This is a genomic window from Lutimaribacter saemankumensis, assembly GCF_900100005.1.
GTDB classification, from domain to species: Bacteria; Pseudomonadota; Alphaproteobacteria; order Rhodobacterales; family Rhodobacteraceae; genus Lutimaribacter; species Lutimaribacter saemankumensis.
In genome coordinates this window covers 1-24,467 of the sequence record NZ_FNEB01000003.1, presented here as the reverse complement: position 1 = coordinate 24,467, position 24,467 = coordinate 1, and the positions used below count along the sequence as shown (strand labels likewise).

Annotated in this window: 33 protein-coding genes and 1 tRNA gene; 21 read left to right on the top strand and 13 right to left on the bottom strand. The window is 64.6% G+C overall.

The window, feature by feature from the left end; translation table 11 throughout:
• Positions 1–20 precede the first annotated feature (20 nt).
• The gene (locus BLT50_RS07240; protein WP_090028003.1) at positions 21–383 is read right to left on the bottom strand and encodes a YigZ family protein; all 363 of its coding nucleotides are present in this window, start codon (positions 381–383) and stop codon (positions 21–23) included.
• Between the two features lie 111 nt (positions 384–494).
• On the opposite strand from BLT50_RS07240, the gene BLT50_RS07235 reads away from it, so the two are divergent.
• Positions 495–776, top strand: coding sequence for a CBU_0592 family membrane protein (locus BLT50_RS07235; RefSeq protein WP_090028324.1), 282 nt, complete (start codon positions 495–497; stop codon positions 774–776).
• On the opposite strand, the gene BLT50_RS07230 is transcribed toward BLT50_RS07235, so the two are convergent.
• Positions 773–1,477 (bottom strand): M48 family metallopeptidase, encoded by a 705-nt coding sequence (locus BLT50_RS07230; protein ID WP_090028323.1) that lies wholly within the window; start codon positions 1,475–1,477, stop codon positions 773–775. The genes BLT50_RS07235 and BLT50_RS07230 overlap by 4 nt on opposite strands.
• A 118-nt stretch (positions 1,478–1,595) precedes the next feature.
• Here BLT50_RS07230 and BLT50_RS07225 point away from each other — a divergent pair, with 118 nt between their 5' ends.
• Positions 1,596–1,829 (top strand): hypothetical protein, encoded by a 234-nt coding sequence (locus BLT50_RS07225; protein WP_090028002.1) that lies wholly within the window; start codon positions 1,596–1,598, stop codon positions 1,827–1,829.
• A 9-nt stretch (positions 1,830–1,838) separates the two neighbouring features.
• On the opposite strand, the gene BLT50_RS07220 is transcribed toward BLT50_RS07225, so the two are convergent.
• Entirely contained in the window at positions 1,839–2,099 is a 261-nt protein-coding gene (locus BLT50_RS07220; RefSeq protein WP_090028001.1) for a DUF167 domain-containing protein, read from the bottom strand.
• Positions 2,100–2,170: 71 nt separating this feature from the next.
• Between BLT50_RS07220 and BLT50_RS07215 the strand changes: the two genes are divergently transcribed.
• Genes BLT50_RS07215 through BLT50_RS07205 form a run of 3 tightly spaced genes read left to right on the top strand, consistent with a single transcriptional unit; the run spans position 2,171 to position 4,612 of the window.
• Complete coding sequence (locus BLT50_RS07215) at positions 2,171–3,283, top strand: class II histone deacetylase (protein ID WP_090028000.1); 1,113 nt, start codon at positions 2,171–2,173, stop codon at positions 3,281–3,283.
• Between the two features lie 49 nt (positions 3,284–3,332).
• The gene (locus BLT50_RS07210; RefSeq protein WP_090027999.1) at positions 3,333–3,911 is read left to right on the top strand and encodes a nitroreductase family protein; all 579 of its coding nucleotides are present in this window, start codon (positions 3,333–3,335) and stop codon (positions 3,909–3,911) included.
• Positions 3,896–4,612 carry an EI24 domain-containing protein gene (locus BLT50_RS07205; RefSeq protein WP_245723322.1) on the top strand — a complete coding sequence of 239 codons (717 nt, stop codon included), beginning with the start codon at positions 3,896–3,898 and terminating at the stop codon, positions 4,610–4,612. The genes BLT50_RS07210 and BLT50_RS07205 overlap by 16 nt, the downstream gene beginning before the upstream one ends.
• Positions 4,613–4,633: 21 nt before the next feature.
• Here the strand turns inward: BLT50_RS07205 and BLT50_RS07200 are convergent, their stop codons facing one another.
• Both BLT50_RS07200 and mce read right to left on the bottom strand, forming a co-directional pair.
• Positions 4,634–4,918, bottom strand: coding sequence for a DUF1467 family protein (locus tag BLT50_RS07200; RefSeq protein WP_090027998.1), 285 nt, complete (start codon positions 4,916–4,918; stop codon positions 4,634–4,636).
• On the bottom strand, positions 4,918–5,322 hold the full coding sequence (mce, locus tag BLT50_RS07195; RefSeq protein WP_090028321.1) for a methylmalonyl-CoA epimerase: 405 nt from the start codon (positions 5,320–5,322) through the stop codon (positions 4,918–4,920). The genes BLT50_RS07200 and mce overlap by 1 nt, the downstream gene beginning before the upstream one ends.
• 159 nt (positions 5,323–5,481) lie before the next feature.
• Here mce and BLT50_RS07190 point away from each other — a divergent pair, with 159 nt between their 5' ends.
• Positions 5,482–6,198 (top strand): response regulator, encoded by a 717-nt coding sequence (locus BLT50_RS07190; protein WP_090027997.1) that lies wholly within the window; start codon positions 5,482–5,484, stop codon positions 6,196–6,198.
• Between the two features lie 9 nt (positions 6,199–6,207).
• Here the strand turns inward: BLT50_RS07190 and BLT50_RS07185 are convergent, their stop codons facing one another.
• Both BLT50_RS07185 and aspS read right to left on the bottom strand, forming a co-directional pair.
• Positions 6,208–6,921 carry a GNAT family N-acetyltransferase gene (locus BLT50_RS07185; protein ID WP_090027996.1) on the bottom strand — a complete coding sequence of 238 codons (714 nt, stop codon included), beginning with the start codon at positions 6,919–6,921 and terminating at the stop codon, positions 6,208–6,210.
• A gap of 78 nt (positions 6,922–6,999) precedes the next feature.
• Positions 7,000–8,775 (bottom strand): aspartate--tRNA ligase, encoded by a 1,776-nt coding sequence (gene aspS, locus BLT50_RS07180; protein WP_090027995.1) that lies wholly within the window; start codon positions 8,773–8,775, stop codon positions 7,000–7,002.
• Positions 8,776–9,044: 269 nt separating this feature from the next.
• On the opposite strand from aspS, the gene BLT50_RS07175 reads away from it, so the two are divergent.
• Positions 9,045–10,274, top strand: coding sequence for an SAM-dependent methyltransferase (locus tag BLT50_RS07175; protein WP_090027994.1), 1,230 nt, complete (start codon positions 9,045–9,047; stop codon positions 10,272–10,274).
• Between the two features lie 3 nt (positions 10,275–10,277).
• Here the strand turns inward: BLT50_RS07175 and BLT50_RS07170 are convergent, their stop codons facing one another.
• Positions 10,278–11,087, bottom strand: a complete 810-nt coding sequence (locus tag BLT50_RS07170) for a protein-disulfide reductase DsbD domain-containing protein (RefSeq protein ID WP_090027993.1) — start codon at positions 11,085–11,087, stop codon at positions 10,278–10,280.
• A 138-nt stretch (positions 11,088–11,225) separates the two neighbouring features.
• On the opposite strand from BLT50_RS07170, the gene BLT50_RS07165 reads away from it, so the two are divergent.
• From BLT50_RS07165 to plsY, 8 genes are all read left to right on the top strand, one after another.
• Positions 11,226–11,792 carry a YqgE/AlgH family protein gene (locus BLT50_RS07165; RefSeq protein WP_090028320.1) on the top strand — a complete coding sequence of 189 codons (567 nt, stop codon included), beginning with the start codon at positions 11,226–11,228 and terminating at the stop codon, positions 11,790–11,792.
• 69 nt (positions 11,793–11,861) lie between these two features.
• Positions 11,862–12,821 carry an aspartate carbamoyltransferase catalytic subunit gene (locus BLT50_RS07160; protein ID WP_090027992.1) on the top strand — a complete coding sequence of 320 codons (960 nt, stop codon included), beginning with the start codon at positions 11,862–11,864 and terminating at the stop codon, positions 12,819–12,821.
• Positions 12,818–13,357, top strand: a complete 540-nt coding sequence (locus BLT50_RS07155; RefSeq protein ID WP_090027991.1) for a hypothetical protein — start codon at positions 12,818–12,820, stop codon at positions 13,355–13,357. The genes BLT50_RS07160 and BLT50_RS07155 overlap by 4 nt, the downstream gene beginning before the upstream one ends.
• Positions 13,354–13,800 carry a hypothetical protein gene (locus BLT50_RS07150; RefSeq protein ID WP_090027990.1) on the top strand — a complete coding sequence of 149 codons (447 nt, stop codon included), beginning with the start codon at positions 13,354–13,356 and terminating at the stop codon, positions 13,798–13,800. Before BLT50_RS07155 ends, BLT50_RS07150 begins: the two co-directional genes overlap by 4 nt.
• Positions 13,793–14,251 carry a hypothetical protein gene (locus BLT50_RS07145; protein WP_090027989.1) on the top strand — a complete coding sequence of 153 codons (459 nt, stop codon included), beginning with the start codon at positions 13,793–13,795 and terminating at the stop codon, positions 14,249–14,251. The genes BLT50_RS07150 and BLT50_RS07145 overlap by 8 nt, the downstream gene beginning before the upstream one ends.
• Positions 14,248–14,826 (top strand): hypothetical protein, encoded by a 579-nt coding sequence (locus BLT50_RS07140; protein WP_090027988.1) that lies wholly within the window; start codon positions 14,248–14,250, stop codon positions 14,824–14,826. The genes BLT50_RS07145 and BLT50_RS07140 overlap by 4 nt, the downstream gene beginning before the upstream one ends.
• 67 nt (positions 14,827–14,893) lie before the next feature.
• Complete coding sequence (gene pyrC / locus BLT50_RS07135; protein WP_090027987.1) at positions 14,894–16,174, top strand: dihydroorotase; 1,281 nt, start codon at positions 14,894–14,896, stop codon at positions 16,172–16,174.
• A complete protein-coding gene (gene plsY / locus BLT50_RS07130) occupies positions 16,174–16,779 on the top strand; it encodes a glycerol-3-phosphate 1-O-acyltransferase PlsY (protein WP_090027986.1) in 606 nt (201 codons plus the stop codon). Before pyrC ends, plsY begins: the two co-directional genes overlap by 1 nt.
• A 9-nt stretch (positions 16,780–16,788) precedes the next feature.
• Here the strand turns inward: plsY and ggt are convergent, their stop codons facing one another.
• Both ggt and BLT50_RS07120 read right to left on the bottom strand, forming a co-directional pair.
• Entirely contained in the window at positions 16,789–18,564 is a 1,776-nt protein-coding gene (ggt, locus tag BLT50_RS07125; RefSeq protein WP_090027985.1) for a gamma-glutamyltransferase, read from the bottom strand.
• Between the two features lie 180 nt (positions 18,565–18,744).
• A complete protein-coding gene (locus BLT50_RS07120) occupies positions 18,745–19,731 on the bottom strand; it encodes a 2-hydroxyacid dehydrogenase (RefSeq protein ID WP_090028319.1) in 987 nt (328 codons plus the stop codon).
• A 112-nt stretch (positions 19,732–19,843) separates the two neighbouring features.
• On the opposite strand from BLT50_RS07120, the gene BLT50_RS07115 reads away from it, so the two are divergent.
• Entirely contained in the window at positions 19,844–20,341 is a 498-nt protein-coding gene (locus BLT50_RS07115; RefSeq protein WP_090027984.1) for an SH3 domain-containing protein, read from the top strand.
• 7 nt (positions 20,342–20,348) lie between these two features.
• Here BLT50_RS07115 and hemP read toward each other — a convergent pair whose 3' ends face one another.
• Together hemP and BLT50_RS19250 are read right to left on the bottom strand one after the other, a co-directional pair.
• The gene (hemP, locus tag BLT50_RS07110; RefSeq protein WP_090027983.1) at positions 20,349–20,510 is read right to left on the bottom strand and encodes a hemin uptake protein HemP; all 162 of its coding nucleotides are present in this window, start codon (positions 20,508–20,510) and stop codon (positions 20,349–20,351) included.
• Positions 20,507–20,656, bottom strand: a complete 150-nt coding sequence (locus BLT50_RS19250; protein WP_175491423.1) for a hypothetical protein — start codon at positions 20,654–20,656, stop codon at positions 20,507–20,509. The genes hemP and BLT50_RS19250 overlap by 4 nt, the downstream gene beginning before the upstream one ends.
• A gap of 187 nt (positions 20,657–20,843) precedes the next feature.
• Between BLT50_RS19250 and BLT50_RS07105 the strand changes: the two genes are divergently transcribed.
• The 5 genes from BLT50_RS07105 to BLT50_RS07085 all read left to right on the top strand — a co-directional run bounded on the left by BLT50_RS07105 (position 20,844) and on the right by BLT50_RS07085 (position 24,143).
• Complete coding sequence (locus BLT50_RS07105; protein WP_090027982.1) at positions 20,844–22,187, top strand: mechanosensitive ion channel family protein; 1,344 nt, start codon at positions 20,844–20,846, stop codon at positions 22,185–22,187.
• Positions 22,188–22,254: 67 nt separating this feature from the next.
• A tRNA-Gln gene (locus BLT50_RS07100) sits at positions 22,255–22,329 on the top strand.
• A gap of 241 nt (positions 22,330–22,570) precedes the next feature.
• Positions 22,571–23,170 carry a VPLPA-CTERM sorting domain-containing protein gene (locus BLT50_RS07095; protein WP_175491422.1) on the top strand — a complete coding sequence of 200 codons (600 nt, stop codon included), beginning with the start codon at positions 22,571–22,573 and terminating at the stop codon, positions 23,168–23,170.
• Positions 23,171–23,310: 140 nt separating this feature from the next.
• Positions 23,311–23,598 carry a hypothetical protein gene (locus BLT50_RS07090; protein WP_090027980.1) on the top strand — a complete coding sequence of 96 codons (288 nt, stop codon included), beginning with the start codon at positions 23,311–23,313 and terminating at the stop codon, positions 23,596–23,598.
• Between the two features lie 191 nt (positions 23,599–23,789).
• A complete protein-coding gene (locus BLT50_RS07085; protein ID WP_217629229.1) occupies positions 23,790–24,143 on the top strand; it encodes a TetR/AcrR family transcriptional regulator in 354 nt (117 codons plus the stop codon).
• Between the two features lie 3 nt (positions 24,144–24,146).
• Here the strand turns inward: BLT50_RS07085 and BLT50_RS07080 are convergent.
• On the bottom strand, positions 24,147–24,467 hold a 321-nt coding region (locus tag BLT50_RS07080; protein ID WP_139170487.1), incomplete at its 5' end, for an integrase core domain-containing protein.

The following is a 24,467-nucleotide window of genomic DNA, read 5'->3' as shown; positions in this document are numbered from 1 at the left end:
GGCCGCAGCCTTGATCCTGATCAATCGCCCGCGCGCCACTGTGCAAGGAAGGCCTCCACGCAGCTTTGCACATGGCGGAACCGGTCGCCGCCCAGGTGCTTGCCCCCATACCAGCGCGTGACCACGACGATCACGTCGTGCAGCCCTTCGCGTTCGAGCATCCGCAGGATCACCATGCCGGCGCCCGCCTCGCCGTCATCGCCCTTGAGCTGGGTGCCGTCCGCCAGGATCAGCCCCCAGCTGTTATGCGTGGCCTTGGCGAATTTCTTTTTACGCTTCAATTCCTTGATGAATGCGGCTGCGTCATCCGCATCCCGCGCCGCGCCGCCCGAGACCGCATAGCGCGAACCGCGATCGCTCAGGACGTTGGGCAGGACCAGCATGGTCAGGTTTCTCCTACTGTTGCGGATGGGCCGGACATGTATGATCGCGGTGTTTTCAGCACGGCGGCAGGTTTTCAAGTCGCCTTTGTCACTTTTGTACGGGTATTTGATATGTTCGATTTTTCCGCGGTCCGTTTCCCGGACCTTGTCGGCGTCGCCGGCTGCGCGCTCTATATCCTCAATTACAGCCTTCTGACGGTGCGCCGGATGTATGGCGATTCGCTGGCCTATTTCGGGGTGAACCTGGCGGCGGCGGCTTGTGTTCTGTTCAGCCTTGCAGGCAACTTCAACCTTGCCGCGGCCGTGATCCAGTGTTTCTGGATACTCGCGTCGCTTCTGGCCATCGGCATCCGGCTGGCGCGCAGCCGCGGCCCCGGCTGGGAAGACGGCTAGAGCCTTGCCGCCGTTTCGCGCACGGCCTGGATGCGTTGCGCATTGGGCGGATGGGTGCCGAGGAACCGGTTTCCGGGGTCGGGGATACGGGTAAAGAACTCGGCCCCGCGCAGCGGGTCGTATCCTGCCCTTTTGGTGATGATGGTGCCGAGGCGGTCGGCCTCCAGCTCGAATTCCTTGGAATAGGTGCGCGCGCCAACGGCCGCACCCAGTTCCTGCGCGCTGCGCACGCCGCTTTCGTTGGCCCCGGTCAGCGTGGCCAACCCCGCAAAGATCACGGCGCCGGCGGCGGCGGCCTGCCTTTGCCGGTCAAGGTGCCCGGCGATATGGTGTGCGGCCTCGTGCCCCATGACAAAGGCCAGCTCGTCGGCGTTGCGCGCCTCGGCGATCAGCCCGAGATTGAAGGCGATCACCGGGCGCCCGTTCGCATCCAGCGTCTGGAAGGCGTTGGGCGGCTGGCCGGGGCGGTCGTCGACGACGATCTGGAAATCGCAATTCGCCCCCGGCGCGACGCGGCGGCATTCGCGCTCGGCCACGGGTTCGACGGTTTCCACGACCTCGATGAACTGCCGCGCGGCGGTGCGCGCGGATTGCGGCGGCGGCACCGCGCCGGTCGGCTGCGCGGCCGGAACCGGCGCCCCGGTCGTGACGCATCCCGCAAGGCCCATCGCGGCCATCAGGATCAGGGCCAGTGCGCGCATCGTCTTCCTTTCGTAACGCGGATACGGGTTTGTTTTAACATGCCAGTGCCGCGCCGCCAGACCGATCACGCGCTGTTGAATCGCTTGCGCTGGCGAAATCCCGCCATAGACTGGCCTCATGTTCAGCATCGAGCACGAATTTGACGCCACCGTTGTCACCCTCGTGGACGAGGGCGCGGCACCATTGCAGGAAGACATCGTCATCAACGCCTTCGAGGAATGCGTGACGGTGGAACAATACGACGCGCGCACCGACCAGATGCAAAAGATCACACTGTCGATTTCACAGCTCAAGGATCTGGCGGCGGCGCTGAACCTGCCCGAAGGGATCTATTCGCGCGTGCGCAAATAGGCGCCCAGATCAATCCAGCCGGAACAGCTTGTCGCGCGAGGTCTGCCCGCGCATCAGCGTCAGGCGCGATTTCGCGACCCCAAGCGCCTTGGCCAGCAGTTTCTGCACTGCCGCGTTCGCCTTGCCGTCCTCGGGCGGGGTGGTGACATAGACCCGCAGCGCATCGCCTTCGGCCACGATACGGTCGCGCGACGCCTTGGGCGTCACGCGCAGGGCGAATTCGGCGCCCGGACGGGCGAGATGCGACAGGTCGGGCAGATCATTGGCCATCCGCCGAGCATGGACAATTCCGCGCCGGACTTGAATAGTCCGCGACAACCGCGACTGGCAGGAGACGCACGATGACCACAGGCTTTTTCCACGACGAACGGTGTTTCTGGCACTCGGGCGGCAATTACGCACTGACATTGCCCGTGGGTGACCTCGTGCAGCCGCTGGCGGCGGGCGGGCTGCCCGAAAGCCCCGAAACCAAGCGGCGGCTGAAAAACCTGATGGAGGTGACGGGCCTTTTGTCGGAATTGACCGTCGCTTCGGCGCCCGAGGCCACGCGCGACGACCTTCTGCGCATTCACCCCGACAGCTATCTTGATGAATTCAAGGAAAAATCCGACGCCGGCGGGGGCGAGATGGGGCCGCGCACGCCGTTCGGAAAAGGGGCTTACGAAATCGCGGCGCTGTCGGCGGGATTGTCCAAGGCCGCGCTGCTGGCCGTGATGCAGGGCAAGATGGACAACGCCTATGCGCTGTCGCGCCCGCCGGGGCATCACTGCCTGCCCGACTGGCCCAACGGGTTCTGCCTGCTGGCCAATATCCCCATCGCGATCGAAGCCGCCCGCGCCCAGGGGCTGCTGGGCCGTGTCGCGATCGTCGACTGGGACGTGCATCACGGCAACGGCGCCGAGGCGATCTATTACGACCGCGACGACACGCTGACGATCTCGGTGCATCAGGAGTTCAACTATCCCATCGACGGCGGCGCGATCACGGATCGCGGCCGCGGTGCGGGCGACGGGTTCAACATGAACATCCCGCTGCCGCCGGGCGTCGGCCATGATGGCTACCTTGCGGTGATGGACCGGATCATCACACCCGCGCTGGAACGGTTCCGCCCCGAGGCGATCATCGTCGCCTGCGGATATGACGCGTCCATCTTCGACCCGTTGGGGCGGATGGCCTGCAGCGCCGACACGTTCCGGCTGATGACGCGGCGGATCAAGGAAACCGCCGCGCGGCTATGCGGCGGCAAGCTGCTGTTGGTGCATGAGGGCGGATATTCCGAGGCCTACGTTCCCTTTTGCGGTCACGCCACGATCGCCGAGCTTGCCGGCAGCGCGACCGACGCGCCCGATCCGCTGGCCCACACGATGGAGCGGCGCCAGCCCAACGCCCGGACGGCTGCGTTTTTCGACGACCTGATCGGGGAAATGGCGCAGGAATTGCTGGCCAACCCTTGAACCCCGCGCGCGGCTGACCGACATAACACCGCAACCAGAAAGGATTTTCATGCCCGATCCCAATCCCCATGCGCTGGAGTTCCTGCTGTCGCGGCGCTCGCGCCCGGCCAAGACGCTGGTGCCTCCTGTTCCAGACCGCGACACGCTGACCACGTTGCTGACGGCCGCCGCGCGCACGCCCGATCACGGCAAGCTGGAACCGTGGCGGTTCATCGTGCTGGAACGCGCGGCGCTGGAACGGCTGGCGGGGTTGGCGCGCGAACGGGCTGCCGCTTTGGGCCATGACGCCGAAAAGGCGGACAAGGGCGCCAGCCAGTTCGAACAGGGCAACCTGGCCGTGGCCGTGATCGAGGTGCAAAAGCCCAGCGAAAAGATCCCCGCGCTGGAACAGACATACTCGGCCGGTGCGGCCTGCCTGGCGCTGTTGAACGCGGCCCTGGCCGCGGGCTGGGGCGCCAACTGGCTGTCTGGATGGCCCAGCCACGACCGCACCTTCATGGCCAGTGGCCTGGGGCTGAGCGAAAACGAACGCATCGCGGGCTTCGTCCATATCGGAACGGAAACCAGCGCGCCGCCCGAACGCCCCCGCCCCGACCTGGACAGGATCGTGACATGGATATCGGACTGATCCTTTCGGCCTTTCAGCGCACTCTGGGCCAGGTGCATGACCGCCGTTTCCTGCGGGTGCTGGCGCTTGGCGTCGGCCTGACCTTTGCGCTGCTGGTAGCGGCCTATGCCGCCGTGTTGTGGCTGCTGCAGACGATGATGGGCCCCGAGGCGACGCTGCCGCTGATCGGGACGGTGACCTGGCTGGACGACCTTGTGGGGTGGTCGAGCCTGCTGCTGATGCTGATCCTGTCGGTTTTCCTGATGATCCCGGTCGCGTCGGCCATCACGTCGCTGTTTCTGGAAACAGTGGCGGACGCTGTCGAGGACCGCCATTACCCGACCCTGCCCGACGTGCCGCCGGTGCCGTTTGGCGATGCGCTGCGCGATACGGTCAACTTCCTTGGTGTCCTGATCGCGGCGAACACGCTGGCGCTGTTCGTCTATGCCTTTGTTTTCTGGATACCTTTTGCCCCGCTGATACTTTTCTGGGGGTTGAACGGGTTCCTTCTGGGGCGGGAATATTTCACCCTCGCCGCGATGCGCCGCGAGGGGCGCGCAGGCGCGAAGGAGCTGCGCCGCAGGCATGCGATGACGATATGGGCGGCTGGGTTCCTGATGGCGATCCCGCTGACGATCCCGATCATGAACCTGCTGATCCCGATCCTGGGCGCGGCCACCTTCACCCACATCTATCACGGTGTGAAATCGCGCGGTTCCTGACCGGAACCGCGCGGTCTTGCGCTACCCCTGTTCGGACACCGGCGGCATCAGGTGGCGCCAGTCGATATCGCGCACGGTGATCGTGCCGGTCAGGATGATCGAGGCGATGATCGCCCACAGGACGCCCGCGACGATGGTCGTGATGATCGCCTTTTTCTTGAGGTTGTGAACCTCGGGGCTGGATGCGTGGGTTCCGGGCACGATCTCGCCCACATCGCCCTGCGTCTTGAGCCGGATCGGAATTGCGATCAGGAAGGTGAGAAACCACAAGACCGCGTAAAGGACGATGCCTGAGGTGATACCCATCAGACCTGCTCCAGTTCCGTCAGCGTGCCGTTCATGTCCTTGGGGTGCAGGAACAGAACCGGTTTGCCATGCGCGCCTATCTTGGGCTCGCCATCGCCGAGAACGCGCAGACCCGCCTCTTTCAGCTTGTCGCGCGCGGCGATGATGTCTTCGACCTCGTAGCAGACATGGTGGATGCCGCCCGAGGGGTTCTTTTCCAGAAAGCCCTGGATCGGTGAGTTCTCGCCCAGCGGATAGAGCAGCTCGATCTTGGTGTTGGGCAGTTCGATGAACACCACGGTCACGCCGTGATCGGGTTCGTCCTGGGGCGCTCCGACCTTGGCGCCAAGCGCATCGCGGTATTGCGCCGAGGCGGCCTCGAGATCGGGCACGGCAATGGCGACATGGTTCAGACGTCCGATCATGGCGGTCTCCTTTTCGGGTCGTGTTCGCGTTTCGCCTGTTATGGGGGCGCGAAAGCCCAAGGGCAAGCGACAGGGCGCCGCAATCCACGCCTTAACCGCACGTTAGCCAACTGGCGGCATGGTGAGTCGCGTCGTCGCTGCCAAAGAGGATCGCTTGCCATGGATGATCGCCATTTTCTGCCCGCTGCACCGCTGCCCAGCGCCAACCGCCCGCTTTTGGGGCTGACCGTTCTTGTGGTCGAAGACAGCGTTTTCGCGTGCGAGGCCCTGCGCCTGATGTGCCTGCGGTCGGGGGCGCGGCTGCGGCGGGCCGATTGCCTGCGCTCGGCGCGGCGTCATCTGCAGGTCTACCGCCCTTCGGCTGTGATCGTCGATCTTGGCCTGCCCGACGGGCCGGGCACCGAACTGATCGACGAGCTGAACCGCGCCCGTCCCCGCGTCGGCGTCATCCTTGCCACCAGCGGCGATGAAATGGCCCGCGCCACGGCAAGTGCGGCCGGGGCGGACGGGTTCCTGCCCAAGCCGCTGAATTCGCTTGCCAAGTTCCAGGACGCGTTCCTGAGCCGCCTGCCCGCCGACAGGCAACCCGCCGGCCCCCGTCTGCTGCGCGATCAGGTCATCGAACCCGATCTCGCGGCATTCCGCGACGACATGGCCCATGCCGCCGACATCCTTGAGGATGACATCAGCGACAGCATGCTGGACTATGCGCTGCAGTTCCTGCACGGCGTCGCGCTGAGTGCGGGCGACGGTGCATTGATGCAGGCAAGCCAATCGCTGGCCCGTGCCCGCAGCGAAGGAACCGTGACGCATGCCGGGCGCGCCCATCTTGCGGGCCTCGTGCATGACCGGCTGAGGGACCGGGTCGCGATCTGACGCGCGGTCCTATTTTGCCGATAGCGCGGGATCGCTGCTGATGCGCACAAGCCGGGTCAGATCGGACAGGCGTTCGCGTTGGCGGCCATCGGCATCGAAATTGCGGGGCGCCAACCAGACCTCGAACGCCTCTTTCAGGGCGGGCCAGTCGCCATCGGTCGCGGCGAACCAGGCGGTGTCGCGATTGCGGCCCTTGACGATCATGTGCTGGCGGAAAACCCCTTCGAAACTCAACCCAAGTCGCTGCGCCGCCCGCCGTGACGGCATGTTCCCGGCATCGCATTTCCATTCGAACCGCCGATACCCGCCGTCGAAGGCCCAGCCCATCATCAGGTAGAACGCCTCGGTCGCGGCGCGGGTGCCCTGGAGCGCAGGCGACAGGTTGATATGGCCAAGCTCGATCACGCCCATCGCGGGCGTGATGCGCAGGAACGAGGCGACACCGCCGAAAACGCCGGTTTCGCGGGTCTGGATCGCGTAGAAAAGCGGGTCGCTGCCCGCAGCGGCATCGCGCATCCAGCGGTGATACTGCGCCGCGGACCCGAAGGGGCCGTATGGCAGGTAATCCCACACGCTGTCATGCCCGTCGAATTCGCGAAACATCAGCGCCGCGTGGCGATCGGCATCAAGCCGTTCCAGCCGCGCGTAACGCCCCTCCAGCGCCGACCCGTCCGGCGCCGGCGGCGCCTGCCATCCCGCCAGCCTGTCCCCTTGTGCGGTCATGGCCGCCTCCGTCCCCGTTACTGTCGTGCGCGAGAGTGGCACGAAGACCGCGGTCGGGAAAGCCCTGTCCGCCGGGGATCAGTCCTGCGGGATCACCCGCAGGTTCAGTTCCATCAGCTGGTCGCTGGTGGGTTCGCTCGGGGCGCCCATCATCAGGTCTTCGGCGCGCTGGTTCATCGGGAACATGATGACCTCGCGGATGTTCTGTTCGTCGGCCAGAAGCATCACGATGCGGTCGATGCCCGCAGCACAACCACCGTGCGGCGGGGCGCCGAACTGGAACGCGTTGACCATGCCGCCGAAGCGCTTGCGCACTTCGTCCTCGCCATAGCCGGCGAGTTCGAACGCCTTGATCATGATGTCGAGTTTGTGGTTTCGGATCGCCCCCGAAATCAGCTCGTACCCGTTGCAGGCCAGGTCATATTGATAACCCAGCACATCGAGCGGGTCGCCCGACAGCGCATCGAGCCCGCCCTGCGGCATCGAGAACGGGTTGTGGCTGAAATCGATCTCGCCGGTTTCCTCGTCCTTTTCGTACATCGGGAAATCGACGATCCACGCAAAGGCGAAACGGTCCTTGTCGGTCAGGCCCAGTTCTTCGCCGATCACGTCGCGGGCCTTGCCGGCGACGCGTTCGAAACTGGCGGGTTTGCCGCCGAGGAAGAATGCCGCGTCGCCCTTGCCCAGGCCAAGCTGCTGGCGGATCGCCTCGGTGCGTTCGGGGCCGATATTCTTGGCCAGCGGGCCGGCCGCTTCCATCCCGTTTTCGCCATCGCGCCAGAAGATATAGCCCATGCCCGGCAGGCCCTCTTTCTGGGCAAAGCTGTTCATGCGGTCGCAGAACTTGCGGCTGCCGCCGCCCGGCGCGGGGATGGCGCGGATTTCGGTGCCGTCCTGTTCCAGCAGCTTGGCGAAGATGGCGAAACCGCTGCCGCGGAAATGTTCGGAACAATCCTGCATCTTGATCGGGTTGCGCAGGTCGGGCTTGTCGGTGCCATACCACAGCGCCGCATCCTTGTAGGAAATCTGCGGCCAGTGCTTGTCGACCTTCCGGCCGCCGCCGAATTCCTCGAAGATGCCTTCGATCACCGGCTGGATCGTGTCGAACACGTCCTGCTGTTCGACAAAGGACATTTCCATGTCGAGCTGGTAGAAATCGGTGGGCGAGCGGTCGGCACGCGGGTCTTCGTCGCGGAAACAGGGCGCGATCTGGAAATAGCGGTCAAAGCCCGACACCATGATCAGCTGCTTGAACAGCTGCGGCGCCTGCGGCAGCGCATAGAACTTGCCCGGATGCAGGCGCGACGGCACCAGGAAATCGCGCGCGCCTTCGGGCGACGAGGCCGTGATGATCGGCGTCTGGTATTCGCGGAACTTCTGATCCCACATCCGGCGCCGGATCGAGGCCACCACATCCGAGCGCAGTTTCATGTTGTTCTGCATCTCTTCGCGGCGCAGGTCGAGATAGCGATAGCGCAGGCGCGTTTCCTCGGGGTATTCCTGATCGCCGAACACCATCAGCGGCAATTCGTTCGCGGCACCCAGAACCTCGAGTCCGCGGATATAGACCTCGATTTCGCCGGTGGGCAGCTTGGCGTTGATCAGTTCAGGATCGCGGGCCTTCACCGTGCCGTCGATGCGGATGCACCATTCCGACCGGACCTTTTCGACCTCGTTGAAGACGGGGCTGTCGGGGTCGCACAACACCTGCGTGACGCCGTAATGATCGCGCAGGTCGATGAACAGCACGCCGCCGTGGTCGCGCACGCGATGAACCCAGCCCGACAGGCGGACGGTTTCACCAACGTTCTGCTTGGTCAGTTCGGCGCAGGTATGGCTGCGATAAGCGTGCATGATGGGTATCCCTTGGCGGATGTTTCGCGGTTCGCGCCGATACACCTTGCTTGGACCGGGAAGTCAAGGTGCCTGCCCGTTTTGCGGGCAGATCGGCGCCGCCTGCGCCCCGTTATCGACCGGATTCTTTACAGAATCCAATTCTGAGGTAAGATTTCTTTCACGAGCGGTCCGGGCGCACCCGGAAAAGGGACGGTTTTCGCCCGGTTGGCAGGTTCCAACTCGAACGGTCAAAGTGCCCGTCCGGCACGGCGACAAGGGGGTGAACCATGTGGAACACGGCTTTGGACCGGGTGTTGTCGCATCTGGTGCGGCAAGGTGAGTTGAGTGTCACTTATCCCGATGGCAGCGTCCGGCGCTATGGCAACGGCGCGCCGCGGAGTTCCGTACATCTGAAATCGCCCTCGCTGCCAAGGCGGCTGGTGCTGACGCCGCAAATGGCCCTGGGCGAAGGCTATATGGACGGCGAATTGACGATCGACGGCGACGACCTGCGCGGTTTCATGGACCTGATCGTGCGCAACGCCGCGCTGAACGGGCTGCCGGGGCCGCAACGGCTGTTCGAGATTCTGCGGCGCATGGGCCGGCGGCTGGCGCAGTTCAACCCGGCGCCCCGGTCACGCCGCAACGTGGCGCATCACTATGACCTTTCGGGCGAGTTGTATGACCTGTTTCTCGACGCAGACCGGCAATATTCGTGCGCCTATTACCCCCGCCCCGACATGACGCTGGAAGAGGCCCAGGAGGCCAAGAAGCACCACATCGCGCGCAAGCTGCTGATCGCGCCCGGCATGCGGGTGCTCGATATCGGCTGCGGCTGGGGCGGCATGGGCCTGACCCTTGCCCGCGACTACGGTGCGCAGGTCGTGGGCGTGACGCTGTCGCGGGAACAGCACGCGGTCGCGACCCGCCGCGCGCAGGAGGCCGGGTTGTCCGACAAGGTCCGGTTCGAATTGATGGATTACCGAAATGTCCGCGGCCCGTTCGACCGGATCGTTTCGGTCGGCATGTTCGAACATGTCGGCGTGCCGCATTACCGGGAATATTTCGCCAAGGTAAACGACCTGCTGACACCCGAGGGCATCGCGCTGATCCACACGATCGGGCGCACGACGCCGCCGGGCGCGACCAGCCCCTGGATCACCAAGTACATATTCCCCGGCGGCTATTGTCCGTCGCTTTCGGAAACTATGGAAGCGGTGGAACTGTCGGGGCTAGGCTCGACCGATGTCGAGGTGTGGCGCCTGCATTATGCGGAAACGCTGAAGGAATGGCTGCGCCGGTTCGAGGCGAACGAAGACCGTGCCCGCGCACTTTACGACGAAAGGTTCTGCCGGATGTGGCGGTTCTACCTGCTGGCCAGCGAATACACATTCCGCCATGCCGGGCAGGTGGTGTTCCAGATGCAGCTGAGCCGCGCGCAAGAGGCGGTGCCGCTGACCCGCGATTACCTATATCCGGTGCCGGACGCGGGGTCGCGCAAGCTGGCCGCCGAATAGCGGTCAGGGCGATGGGCAGCCGCGGATGTCGACGGCCTGCTGCGGGCCCAGAACGGTCAGGCGAAGCCCCGAGCGGTCCAGCGCGAAGGCGCCGCCTTCGATATGGACAAGATCGGTTTCGGCAACGAGATCGCCGTTTTCGCGGCGCATCTGCGGTTCTGCCACCCAGACCTGCGGATCGGCGGTTTCGATCACCATCGCCTCGGGTTGACTGCCCCCCGGCATGGCAAGACGTGCGGTCAGGCGCAGGCCGTCCTTGGTCGGCTGCAAGGTGCAGCCGATCACGCGAAAGCCCGTTTCCTTTACCGGCACGGGAACATCGGCCATCGCGGACGCAATGCGCGGATCGGGCCGGCCGCCATCGGGCAGCGTGCCCACGACGGTCAGGTCGACCGGGACGCAGATGTCATTGCAGATGCCGATCTGCACCCGCATGTCCAGGGCGATGTCTCGCCCGGCGCGGTCCGGTGTGATCCTGATCGGCAGGACGAGTTCATGCTTGTAGCCGATCGACCGCATCCCGTTCTGGGAAAAAACGATCGGCGTGGGCCAGATCGGCACGGCAGACTGCAGATTGCGCGACCGCGACCAGTCGAAGAGCGGCGGAATGCCCGCATCGCCGGGCGCGCGCCAATAGGTTTTCCAACCGTCGGCCAGCGTCAGGTGCAGCGCCGCCACATGCTCGCCGTCGGAGCGCCGCCACCCAGGTATCAGTTCGATGCGCACAAGTTCCGAATACGGGTTTGCCCGCGCCGGATCAGGCGTGGCGACCGTCATGCAAAGCAGGGCAAGAAGGGCAGCGATGTATCTCATGGCGAATACGTTTGCGCGAAACCGCGCTGAAATCCAAGTCACGTCTGAGAGAGGCGGAGCGACCCTTGCACTGACGCGCCCCCGCCGCCATGCTGGACACAGGCGGGGCGCATCCCCATATCGCTGAGGATGACGGAAATGAAACAAGAGCTGGACCTGACGGGCAAGCTGCTGATCGCGATGCCGGGCATGGGCGATCCACGATTTGCCAAGGCACTGGTGTTCATGTGCGCCCATTCCGAGGATGGCGGGATGGGGCTTGTGATCAACAAGCCCACCGGTGACATCAGCCTGTCGCAACTGCTGGAACAGCTCGAAATCCCGATGGAGCCGCAGGCGCCCAACCCGCCCGTTTACTTTGGCGGACCGGTGGAAACCGGGCGCGGCTTCGTGCTGCACAGCAACGATTTCACCTCGGCGCTGAATTCCATGCAGATCGACGGCGGCTTTGCCCTGACCGCCACGATGGACGTTCTCGAGGAAATGGGCCGGGGCCTTGGCCCCGCCCATTCCATCGTGGCGCTGGGATATGCCGGGTGGGGGCCCGGTCAGCTGGAAGGCGAAATCGCCGAAAACGGCTGGCTGACCTGCGACGCGACCTATGACCTTGTCTTCGGCACCGAACCCGACGCGCAATGGGAGGCGGCGCTGAATTCCATCGGGGTGGGCGCACTTACCCTGTCAGCGGATGCCGGGCGCGCCTGACCGGACCCCGTTGCCCACCGCCCCCTGCCCGCCTATAACGGACGCCGGTCAGCCAAGGGGTTACGCGGCATGAGCTTTTCGCAATCGCATCTTCTGGGGATCGAACCCCTTCACCCGACCGAGATCACGACGATCCTCGATCTGGCCGACCAGTATGTCGATCTCAACCGGCAGGCCAACAAGCACGCCGATGCGCTGACCGGGCTGACGCAGATCAACATGTTCTTCGAAAACTCGACCCGCACGCAGGCCAGCTTCGAGCTGGCGGGCAAGCGGTTGGGCGCGGACGTCATGAACATGGCGATGCAGGCCAGTTCCATCAAAAAGGGGGAAACCCTGATCGACACGGCGCTGACGCTGAACGCCATGCATCCCGATCTGCTGGTGGTGCGCCATCCGCATTCGGGCGCGGTCGATCTTTTGGCGCAAAAGGTGAATTGCGCGGTGCTGAACGCGGGCGACGGGCGGCACGAACATCCCACCCAGGCGCTGCTGGACGCGCTGACGATCCGGCGGGCCAAGGGGCGGCTGCACCGCCTGTCCATTGCGATCTGCGGCGACATCGCGCATAGCCGCGTTGCGCGCTCGAACATCATCCTGCTGGGCAAGATGGAAAACCGCGTGCGTCTTGTCGGGCCGCCCACGCTGATGCCGTCGGGCATTTCCGAATTCGGCGTCGAGGTCTACGACGACATGCGCGAGGGCCTGAAGGACGTCGATGTGGTGATGATGCTGCGCCTTCAAAGGGAACGGATGGATGGCGGCTTCATCCCGTCGGAGCGTGAATATTTCCACCGTTACGGGCTCGATGCCGAAAAACTGTCGCATGCCAAGGACGACGCCATCGTGATGCATCCCGGCCCGATGAACCGCGGCGTCGAGATCGACGGAACCATCGCGGACGACATCAACCGCTCGGTCATCCAGGAGCAGGTCGAAATGGGCGTCGCGGTGCGCATGGCCGCGATGGACCTGCTGGCGCGCAACCTGCGGGCCCGGCGCGCGGAGGGCAAAGAGGTGATGGCATGAGCGACCGGATGCAGATCAGTGCGACCGAGACCGGGCTGGTCCGGGTGTTTGCGATCGATCTGCCGCCCGAAACCATCGCCGAATTCACCAATCCCGACAGCCCCGACATCGCCGCCATCCGCGATGCACTTGGGGCCGAGGCGCTTTCGCCCGGCCATGTCGACCTCGTCCGCCTTGCCGATCTGGGCGAACTGGGCCTCGATGGCTACCTTGTCGATGGGCTGGGCGTGGCCGAGGACGAGATCGCGACCGACCGCACACGCCTGCGCCCGTTGAGGGGCTATGTTCTGGTGCTTCCTTCGCGTGCCTTCGCGGGGACCGCGCAAACGCTGACGCCCCGCGCGCCGCTGCGCTGGATCGGCACCTATGCCGAACCGCGCGCGAAAAGCGATTTCACCCCGCTGACCTCGGAAGGCGCGAAAGGCGCACCGCTTCAGACCGGGCCAAGCAACGCCGCGATTTCGGGGCGTGTGGCGTCCATCGTGCTGCTGGTGCTGTTCCTGCTGGTCGCGGTGATGGTGTGGATCGCGGGATGAGCGATTACGCCAACACGCCCAATACCGCGCTGGCCGACGGCGAAAGCGTGCAGGCCAGCTTTGCCGCCGATCGCGCGACCTATATCCGCGATCACGCCTGGCTGGCGGCGGCGGCGATGGCGGCGGGCATGGGCCTGTTGTGGGCGATGGGCAACCCGCATGTCTGGACCGGCGCGGTCGGCGGGCTGGCCGCCGTGGCGTTTCGCGCGTGGTTCATCGCCTCGGACGAACTGGCCGTGCGCTGGGATCTGACGGACCGCCGCCTGCTGGGCCCCGGCACCCGCGCCGTTCGCCTGGCCGAGATCAAAGCGGTCAATACCCTGGGCAGCGCGGTGCAGATCGTCACGCTGTCGGGCGACAAGCACTTGCTGAAGTACCAGAAGAACCGCGATGCCACCCGGACGCGGATCCTTGCGGCACAGGCGGGGCGGCGCGATGGCTGATCCGGTCACAGACTACCTCGAACCGGGCGAAGAGTTGCGCGGCGTTTATCATCCTTCGTTTCGCATCTACCTGCGCCGCGAGGTCTTTGTGGTCAGCGCGACGGCGCTTGCCTTTGCGCCGGTGGCGATGTTCATCGGCGACCCGCGTGCGTGGATCATCCTGCCGCTGGTGGTGCTGGTCGACCTGTTCGTGTTCGACAACCTCGGTGACTGGCGGCGCAACAGGCCGCTGATGTGGCTGCTGACAGACCGGCGGCTTGTGCAGGTCGACCGAAAAGACCCCCTGGACCTGCGCACCTTGCCGATTGCCGAAATCGCCCGGCTGCGCGGCATCCTGTGGTGGCGGCTGTTCGTCGTGGGCGAAGGGCGCGAGATCATCGACATCGCCTATGTCCCCCGCCTGCGCGACTTGCGCGCCGAACTCACCCGCGCGCGCGAGGCCGCGGCATGACCGCGCCGGATCCCTGGGCCGGCATTCTCGATCCCGGCGAGACCGTTCTGTGGCAGGGGCGTCCCGACACCCGGCCACAATGGGCCATGCTTTCGCCGCAGCGTCTGACGCTGGGCGTCGTGTTCATCGTGGCCGCCGCATTGTGGGGCTGGCAATCGGCGGGGCTGGCCTCGGCGGGCGGGGCGATGGCCCTTCTTCCCTGGCTTGCGGTGCCGCTGCTGGCGGTCGGGCTGTTCAACCTCGCGGGCCATGTGCTGTGGGACGCCTTTCGCCGGCGCTGCACGTGGTACACGCTGACCAACCGGCGCGCCTTCATTGCGACGGACATCCCGTTCCGGGGAAAGCGGTTGAAATCCTACCCGATCAACCGCGAAACTATCCTGAGCTTCGACGAGTCCGAGCCCGCCTCGATCGGGTTCGCCTTCGAACCGGTTCCGATGAAACGCAGCACCCGCATGAAAATGGTGGGGTTCGAACGGATTGCCGACGGGCAGACGGTTTTCGCGCTGATGCGCGGCGTGCAGGGCAAGATCGAGCGCGACTTCCCCATCGACCCGGAAAGCCTGCCAAGATGAACCCCGCCCCTTGCCCCCGCGCCCGCATGGGTGTTTACCCTTTGCCGCGCCAGAAAGGATAAGGCCCATGACCGCGACGCTGTTCACCAATGCCCGCATCATCGACCCCGAAGCCGGTGACATGACCCACGGCGCCCTGCTGGTCGAAAACGGCAAGATCGCCGGGCATGGACCGGAAATCGCCGTACCCGAAGGCGCGCAGATCGTCGATTGCGGCGGGCATCACCTGGCCCCCGGCATCGTCGATATCGGCGTCAAGGTTTGCGAACCGGGCGAACGGCACAAGGAATCCTATCGCTCGGCCGGGCTGGCCGCGGCGGCGGGCGGCGTGACCACGATGGTCACGCGGCCCGACACGACACCCGCCATCGACAACCCCGAAACGCTCGAGTTCGTTTCGCGCCGCGCAGCCGAGGCCGCCCCGGTGCGCGTCCTGCCGATGGCCGCCCTGACCAAGGGCCGCGAGGGGCGCGAGATGACCGAGATCGGGTTCCTGCTGGATGCGGGCGCCGTGGCCTTTACCGATTGCGACAACGTGGTGACGGATACCAAGGTGCTGTCCCGCGCGCTGACCTATGCCCGCAGCCTTGGCGCGCTCGTACAACTGCACCCGCAGGAACCGGGCCTGTCGCGCGGGGCTGCGGCGACATCGGGCAAGTTCGCATCGCTGCGCGGGCTTCCCGCCGTCAGCGCCATGGCCGAACGGATGGGCCTCGACCGCGACATCGCGCTGATCGAGATGACGGGCGCACGGGTGCATTTCGACCAGATCACCACCGCCCGCGCCCTGCCCGCGCTGGAACGGGCCAAGCGCAACGGGCTGGACGTGACGGCGGGCACCTCGATCCATCACCTGACCCTGAACGAGCTGGACGTGGCCGACTATCGCACCTTCTACAAGGTCAAGCCGCCGCTGCGCGCCGAAGAGGACCGGCTGGCCACTGTCGATGCGCTGCGCCACGGGCTGATCGACATCATCAGCTCGATGCACACGCCGCAGGACGAGGAAAGCAAGCGCCTGCCCTTCGAAGAGGCCGCCAGCGGCGCGGTCGCGCTGCAAACCCTGCTGCCCGCCGCGCTGCGGCTGTTCCATGCGGGCGACCTGACGCTGCCGCAGCTTTTCCGCGCGATGGCGCTGAACCCCGCGAACCGGCTGGGCCTGCCGCAGGGCCGGCTGACGCCCGGCGCGCCCGCCGACCTGATCGTTTTCGACACCGACGCACCCTTTGTGCTGGACCGCTTCACCCTGTTGTCGAAATCCAAGAACACACCTTTTGACGGCGCGCGCCTGCAAGGTAAGCTGCGCGCAAGCTATGTCGCCGGTACCCGCGTCCACGGAGAGCCCTGATGCCGCCCATCGAAACCGCCCTGCCCGTTCTGATCCTGTGGGCCGCCATCGGCTACCTTCTGGGGTCGGTGCCGTTCGGCGTTGTCCTGACGCGGCTGATGGGGCTGGGCAACCTGCGCGACATCGGCTCGGGCAATATCGGCGCGACGAACGTGCTGCGCACCGGCAACAAGGGCGCGGCCGCGGCGACGCTGCTGCTGGACGGCGCCAAGGGCGCCGTGGCCGTCTTGCTGGCCCGCGCGATGGCCGGCGAGGACGCCGCGCAGCTTGCGGGGCTGATGGCGTTCCTGGGCCATATCTTTCCGGTCTGGCTGGGCTTTCGCGGCGGCAAGGGCGTGGCGACGTTCCTGGGGCTGATGCTGGCCCTGTCCTGGCCCGTGGGGGTCGCGCTGTGCCTGACATGGCTGATCGTGGCCTATGCCGGGCGCATCTCGTCGCTGGCGGCCATATCCGCGGCGGCCGCGTCGACGATCTGGATCATGGTGCTGGTCCAGGGGCAGATGTTCGGGCTGGGCGTGATCCTCACGCTGCTGGTGTTCTGGACGCACCGCGCGAATATCTCGCGGCTGCGCGCCGGGACCGAGCCGAAGATCGGCCAGAAATAACCCCGCACATCAGTCGCCCAGCGCCACGCCCTCGCGCCGGGGATCGGCCCCGCCCCGCAATCCGTCAGGCCCGATGGAAATGGCGTGCAGCCCGGAGTTCAATTCGCGAAGCGCGACCTCGTATCCCATCGCGGCCAGCGGTTCGGCCAGGTCGGCGGCTGCCGTCCCCTCCTCGAGGTCGTAGGTGCCGAAACGGTTCACCAGATGCGGCAAGGAAACTGCCTGCTGAACGTCCATCCCCCAGTCGAGATGCGCGATGATCGTCTTGGCGACGTAACCGATGATGCGGCTGCCGCCGGGGCTGCCCACGACCAGCACCGGCTTGCCGCCGCGCAGGACGATGGTCGGCGCCATGGAAGAGCGCGGCCGCTTGCCCGGCGCCACGGCGTTGGCCACGGGCCGCCCGTCGTCATGCGATCGGAACGAGAAATCCGTCAGTTCGTTGTTCAGCAGGAAACCCCGCACCATCACCCGGCTGCCAAAGGCGTTCTCGATCGTTGTCGTCATGCTCAGCGCATTGCCATAGCGATCTACGATCGAGATATGCGAGGTCGCAGGCCGCGCCATGTCGCGGCCGGGCGCATAGTTCCAGCCATGATCGAATTCCGGGCGGCCCGGCGTCACCTCGGGCAACGCGTCATCGCCGCGCAGCAACGCGCCACGCCCCGCCATGTAGGCAGGATCGACCAGCCCGGCGACCGGCACCGGGACGAAATCGCTATCCGCCATGTAAAGCCCGCGGTCGGCAAAGGCGAGCCGGCTGGCATCGCCGATCAGCCGCCAAGCATCCGCGTTTGCGGGACCGGGTAGGTCATGCCCGTCCAGCATGCCCAGAATCTGCCCGACGCTCAGCGCCCCGGAACTGGGCGGCCCCATGCCACAGACATCCGCGCCCCGGTAGGCCACGCAGACAGGCGCGCGCTCTTTCACCTCGTAGACCGCCAGGTCAAGCGCCGACAGCAGCCCCGGATTGGCCGCATCACGCACAGCGCGGACGATATCGGCGGCGATCTCGCCGGTATAGAACGCCCCTGCCCCGTCGCTGGCGATCCTGCGCAGCACGGCGGCATAGTCGGGATTGCGCAGCACCGCGCCCTCGGCCACCGGTACGCCGCCGGGCAGGAAATAGCCGGCGGTCACCGGGTGGCTCGCCAACCGCTCGGCATCGCGCGCAACCGAGGCGGCAAGACGCGGCGACACGGCAAAGCCGTTCTCGGCCAGATCGATGGCCTCGGCAAACAGCCCGGCCCAGTTGGCCCGGCCCCAGCGCCTGTGCGCCGCATCCAGCAACGCGGGCGTGCCCGGCACCCCGACCGACCGGCCGCCCACGACCGCTTCGAAAAAGCCCAGTGGTTCGCCCGCGTCGTTCAGAAACAGCCGCGGCGTGGCAGCCAGAGGCGCGGTTTCGCGCCCGTCGAGCGTGGTCACCGCCCCCGTTCCGGCATCGTACCAGACCAGGAAGGCACCACCCCCCAGGCCCGAGCTTTGCGGCTCCACAAGCCCAAGAACGGCCTGCACGGCCACCATCGCATCTGCCGCCGTGCCGCCTGCGCGCAACACCCGCGCGCCCGCCTCGGCGGCCAGCGGGTTGGCGACGGCCACCATCCAGTCGGATGCGGCGACAGGCAGCCCCGCGGCCTTGGCCTCTTGTGCCCCGGCCACTGCGGCCGACGTGGCGACGGCCCCGGCGCCTGCGCCTTCGGGCGCGACCGTATCGGCCGCCTGCTGTGCCAGCGCCGCAGGCGCGGCCAACGCCAGCAGAACCGCGAAAAGACCGTGCCGCATATCGCCTCTCCCATGCTTCATCTTGCTAAAAATACTCGAACGCCCACATGGCCCCACGGACCGTCCCTGCCCATGGGCAAGGGCGCCGCCACAGGGCCCGCAGCGCAAGCTGCATCGTCGTTTGAGGGCGGCCGCGCCACCGGCGCGGCCCGCCTGAAAAGGACGATCCCCCCGCGCCGGTCAAAGCATCGAGGGCAGCACCTGGTCCGGTGGGCGGTGGCCATCGGCGAAGGTCTTGATATTGATCAGAACCTTCTCGCCCATTTCGATCCGGCCTTCGCGCGTCGCCGATCCCATATGCGGCAGCAGCACGACATTGCCCAGCTCGCGCAGGCGCGGGTTCACGTTATGGCCATGTTCATAGACGTCGAGACCCGCCCCGGCGATGTCGCCCGCGCGCAGCATGCGTGTCAGCGCGTTCTCGTCGATCACCTCGCCCCGGCTTGTATTCACGATCACAGCCTCGGGTTTCATCAGCTTCAGCCGCCGTGCGTTCATCAGGTGAAAGGTCGAAGGCGTGTGCGGGCAGTTGATCGATACGACATCCATCCGCGCGACCATCTGGTCCAGGCTTTCCCACCATGTCGCCTCGTGCGCCTCTTCGATCTCGGGGCGCAGACGGTGGCGGTTGTGGTAATGGATCTGCATCCCGAACGCCCGCGCGCGCCGCGCGACCGCCTGCCCGATCCGGCCCATGCCAAGAATCCCCAGCCGTTTGCCGCCGACGCGGCCGCCCAGCAGCGCCGTGGGCGACCAGCCCTGCCATTCGCCCGACTGCATCAGCGCCAGGCCCTCGGGGATGCGCCGTGTCACGGCAAGGATCAGCGCCATCGTCATGTCGGCGGTGTCGTCGGTCAGGACGCCGGGCGTGTTCGACACGAGGATGCCGCGCTGACGGGCGGTCGCGACATCGATATGGTCGACGCCCGCGCCGTAATTGGCGATCAGTTTCAACCGCGGCGAGGCCTGCCCCAGCATGCCGGCGTCGATCTGGTCGCCGATGGTGGGCACTAGGACATCCGCCGTTTGCATCGCCGCCACGAGGTCTTCGCGCGTCATGGGGGTATCGTCGTCGCGCAAGTGAACGTCGAACAGTTCGGTCATTCGCGTTTCGACCGCCTCGGGCAGGCGTCGCGTGACAACAACACTTAGACGTTCAGATGGCATCGCAATCCTCCCCAGGCTTTCCATTCTCCTGTCTTGTTGGCAGAGTGGCGGATGAATAGCCGGGGCACAAGAACCCGGGTGCAAAAACATCGGGCTTATGGGAACAGGCACCATGACATCGCATTTGGCGCGGTTTTTTCTGTGTGTTTTGCTGCTGACCACGGGCGCCGCCGGCGCGCAGGAGCGCGGACCGGAAACCAACCTGCCGATTCCGCGCTTCGTTTCGATCCGCGCAGCCGAAGCGAATGTTCGCCGCGGTCCGTCACTGACCCACAGGATCGACTGGGTGTTCACCCGCAAGGACATGCCCGTCGAAATCACCGCCGAACATGGCCATTGGCGCCGGGTGCGCGACCGCGAGGGCGCGGGCGGTTGGATTCACTATTCTCTGCTGTCCGGCGTGCGCACCGTCATCGTCGACGATGACATGCTGCCGCTTCGCGCCCGCCCCGACCCAGACAGCCCGGTCACCGCCCAATTGGAACTGGGCGTGATCGCGCGCCTGGGCGATTGCGGACCCGACTGGTGCCGCCTGAACGTGGGCGGCTACAGGGGGTGGGCGCCGAAAGCCGCCCTTTGGGGCGTAGGCGCTGACGAAATCCTGGAATAGCCGCGATCTATTTCGTGAGGATCAGCTTGCCCGCGCGGGTGATCCGCAAAGTATAGACCTGATCCCCCAACCGGATCAGCGCAATGGAACCCCCGGCCGTCAGGACCTGGGCGTCGTGCAGGGGCAGACTGGTGGCAGTGTCGCGCTCGAAGCTCTGACGCGGAATCATTTCCGCACCTCCCGGTGTTCGATCCGGTCGAGAAGCGCCTCGAGCGTGGGAAAATCGGGCATCACCTCATCGCCCAACAGGGAAAAGATGTCTGTCCGGTCCGGGCCGGTTGCCGGCGGTTCCCGGCGGATTTGTATCCGCGTCATGCGCAAAATCCTCGTTCAGATTTTCATTGCGTGAATCGGCTTCCCCGCCATCAGGGGTGGCTGCGGCAATTACTGATTGTTATTGTCAGGATATGCAAGACCCGAAAAAACTGCGCGGTTCGGATAGGAAACCGCGCTGTTCTGCCCTAACCTGCGCGCAATCAGGTTCAGGAACCCATCGAGACCCATGCTGCGCCTCATCGCCCTGCTGTTCGCGCTATGCGCCCTTCCCGTCCTGCCCGTCATTGCCCAGACGGCCGATCAGCCCACCGGAACGATCGCGGTGGCGGACACCGCAGAACAGGACGCCGCGATCGCCGTGCGCATCCGCAACATCCTGGCAGAGCTTGAAGGCTACGAAGATGTCACGGTGACCGTGTCGTCAGGCATCGTGACGCTGCGCGGCACCACGCTCGAGACCACCGAAGCGACGCGCCTGAACGAGCTTGTGGGCCGTGTGGACGGTGTTGTCGCCATCGAGAACGAGGTGACGGAAACGACCGATGTCGCCCGGCGGCTCGACCCGGCCTTCGAGAGGTTCAAGAAACGCCTGCTGCAGATGGTCAACTACACACCACTGCTGGCGGTCGCTCTGCTGGCTTTTGTCATTGTCGTGGCGTTGGGCTGGCTGCTGGCCGGGATGCGGCGCCCCTGGGACAGGCTGGCCCCGAACGCCTTCATCGCCGATCTCTACCGCCAGGTGATCCGGCTGGTTTTCGTGATCGGCGGGTTGGTGATCGCCCTAGATATCCTGGGTGCCACGGCGCTGCTGTCGACGATCCTCGGCGCGGCCGGGATCATCGGCCTTGCCATCGGTTTTGCCGTGCGCGACACGGTCGAGAATTTCATCGCCTCGATCATGCTGTCGATCCGCCAACCCTTTCGGCCCAACGACGCGATCGAAATCGGCGGCGACGAGGGCAAGGTGATCCGCCTGACCAGCCGCGCGACGATCCTGCTGAGCTATGACGGCAACCATATCCGCATACCCAATTCCACGGTCTTCAAGTCGCGGATCGTCAACTATACGCGCAACCCCGAACGCCGTCTTCTCTTTGATGTGGGCGTGGGTTACGGCACCGACCTGGCCGCCGCCCTGCACCTGGCCGAGGACACGCTGCGCGGGTTGCCCTTCGTTCTTGGCGCCCCGGCGGTTTCGGTCTGGACCGAGCAGCTCAACGGGTCGGACATCACGCTGCGCATGACGGCCTGGATCGATCAGCGCGAAACATCGCTGGTGGCGGCGCGCGGCGAAGCGATCCGGCAGATCCTGGCGGCGTTCGAAGCCGCAGGGATCGAGATGCCCGAACCCACCTATCGCATTGTGTCCGCAGACGCGCCGCCCTCGTCCGCCACGACGCACGAACCCACGCCGGAGACACCCGGCGAGGCCCCCGCCCCGGTGAACGATCCCTCCGAATCGCCCGACGTCCAGGCGCGCGCCGAACAGCAGCTTGAACGCATCGTGGAAGAGGAACGCGAGGGCGCGGCGGACGAAGACCTGCTCCAACACGACGCCCCGCGGGAATGATCGGCGATTTTTTCGCAAATCCGGTCTTGAACCCCTGCCCGCAAGCCAGTAATTAGCGCGTCACTGTTGGGGTGTAGCCAAGCGGTAAGGCAGCGGTTTTTGGTACCGTGTACCGTAGGTTCGAATCCTACCACCCCAGCCACCTTCCTCCGATACTTGAACCGATGACCCGCGCGGGATGCCGTCCGGGTGAAAGTGCCCCGAGGGGTGCCCCAGGCTTGGTGGTGTCTTGATCGACACCACGCTAGAGTTCTGTGGACAGCAACAGTACATCATCACGCTCTCTGACTGTCACCTAATCGATAACAAAGCGGCATTCTAAACTCTTGATTTTAGATGGCTACGAATGGATCATGCAATCAAGGAAATGGGAGAGTAATTCAATGAAAAGACTGAATAGGGTTTTGGCATTCGTCGCCGCACCATTCTTCTTAGCATCAGCCGGATCTGCCGCAGTGATTGATTTCAGTTCGGTCGACGAGTTTCATGGCAGCTACAACCTAGTGAAGAGGATCGACGACGTTTCATTTAGCTTTGGGGTGGGAGGTGACTTCCCAGATGGATTTTACTGGAACGGCGGAAATGTCCACAACTGGTATGGCGAACAAGGCGAGTATTTCGAGTTCGACAACACGGCATATTTGCAATCAATAGACATTGGCGGTGGTTGTTGCACCAAGCCGCAAACTCTTACGATGAGCCTGTTTGATGCATCGTATGCTCTTATTTCAGAGACAACGTTCTCCTACCCAGCAAGTATGACGACGATTAACTTTGGTGTTTCTGGCGTCAAGAAGGTGGAGTTCAATTTCACTGGCGGGGCAAAAGTTTACAATACAGGCCGTGATCACGCGTGGTACACGCTTGATAATATCGCTTACACGCCAGCCGCAGTAGTCCCCCTCCCCGCAGGCGCACCGCTGCTCCTGACCGGGATCGCCGGGTTCGCTTGGCTGCGTCGTCGCAAGGCCAAGAAGGCCTGATACGGCTTCACACATGACTAAGAACGGGCGGGCTTCGTGCTCGCCCTTTTCTTTCGGGCTATTCAATACCCTATCTTGGCCTTAGCTTCGATTGAAGTGCCTAGCGCCCAAACTGGTGTGTAGCGAGACAGATAGACCACATGCTATTCATCTTCTTTCTTGTCGGAAGCCTGCTGATCGGCTGGTTTATCCCGCAGGCAATACTGCGGCGTGCAAACTTCAGGTTCGCGGCGTTTTTGGCCGTGGTCTGCGCTCTCGTTTTAGGCGCGTTGTTTATTTGGCTGGGGGCTCAGATCGCGGGGTTGATCGGCATAGGAGACGCCGCGGCAAAGTTCGAACGAGGCTTCAACGCCTGGAAGATCATGATCTTCTTGGCTCCGGCATCTGCTATCCAGGCACAGAGCCGAAAGAAAAACCGAGGGTCTTAACTACTGCAAAGCAAACATCGAGGCTTTCCTGCACTGTCCGCTCTGGGCTCGTAGCTGCCGGTGGCTGCGATATGTGCCAACGTCTTCTTCGCGGGACAAAACTGGCATCATTAATCTCATAGAAGTCAGGTTGCCGCTGCAGCCAATTGAGGACAATGTTCCAATCGCTCTGACATAGGTGGGAACTTCCCGTGGGACGCTACAAATCGCAAAAGTTTGCAGATATGAAACGACGCGCCATTTTGGACGCTGCGACGGCAGAGTTTGAAGCGAAGGGTCCTGACAATGCCTCCATGCGTGCGATCGCCAGTGGAGCGGGGGTGACCACGGGCGCCATCTACTCAATGTTTGAGGGCAAAGAAGACCTATACTCGGCCTTGCTTTTGGAATCACTCGAACGTTTGGAAGTTCACGTCGCGGAACAGACAGCTTTGGCGCAATCCGTTGAAGAGGCGGTCACTGCGTCTGTGATGGCTTTCTTTTCGTACTATCGAGATAGGCCTTTCGAAGTTCATGAGCAGCCCGATCTGATTGGTCCAAGGTAATTGTTAGTGCATGATCGGGCTGGTTTCCATTGGGATGATGGTTTCGGGAGCCGGCGGCCGATAGCCCAATGCACTGTGTGGTCTCTTGGTGTTGTAGTGTTTCCTCCATTGCTCGATCAGGATTTGAGCCTCACGCAGGCTATAGAAGATTTCCCCATTGAGCAGTTCATCCCGCATCCGCCCGTTGAAGCTTTCGCAATACCCATTCTCCCAGGGCGAACCTGGCTCTATGAATGCCGTCTTTGCACCGACAGCCGTGATCCAATCCCGAACCGCTTGGGCAACGAACTCAGGTCCATTGTCCGACCGAATGAAAGAGGGAGC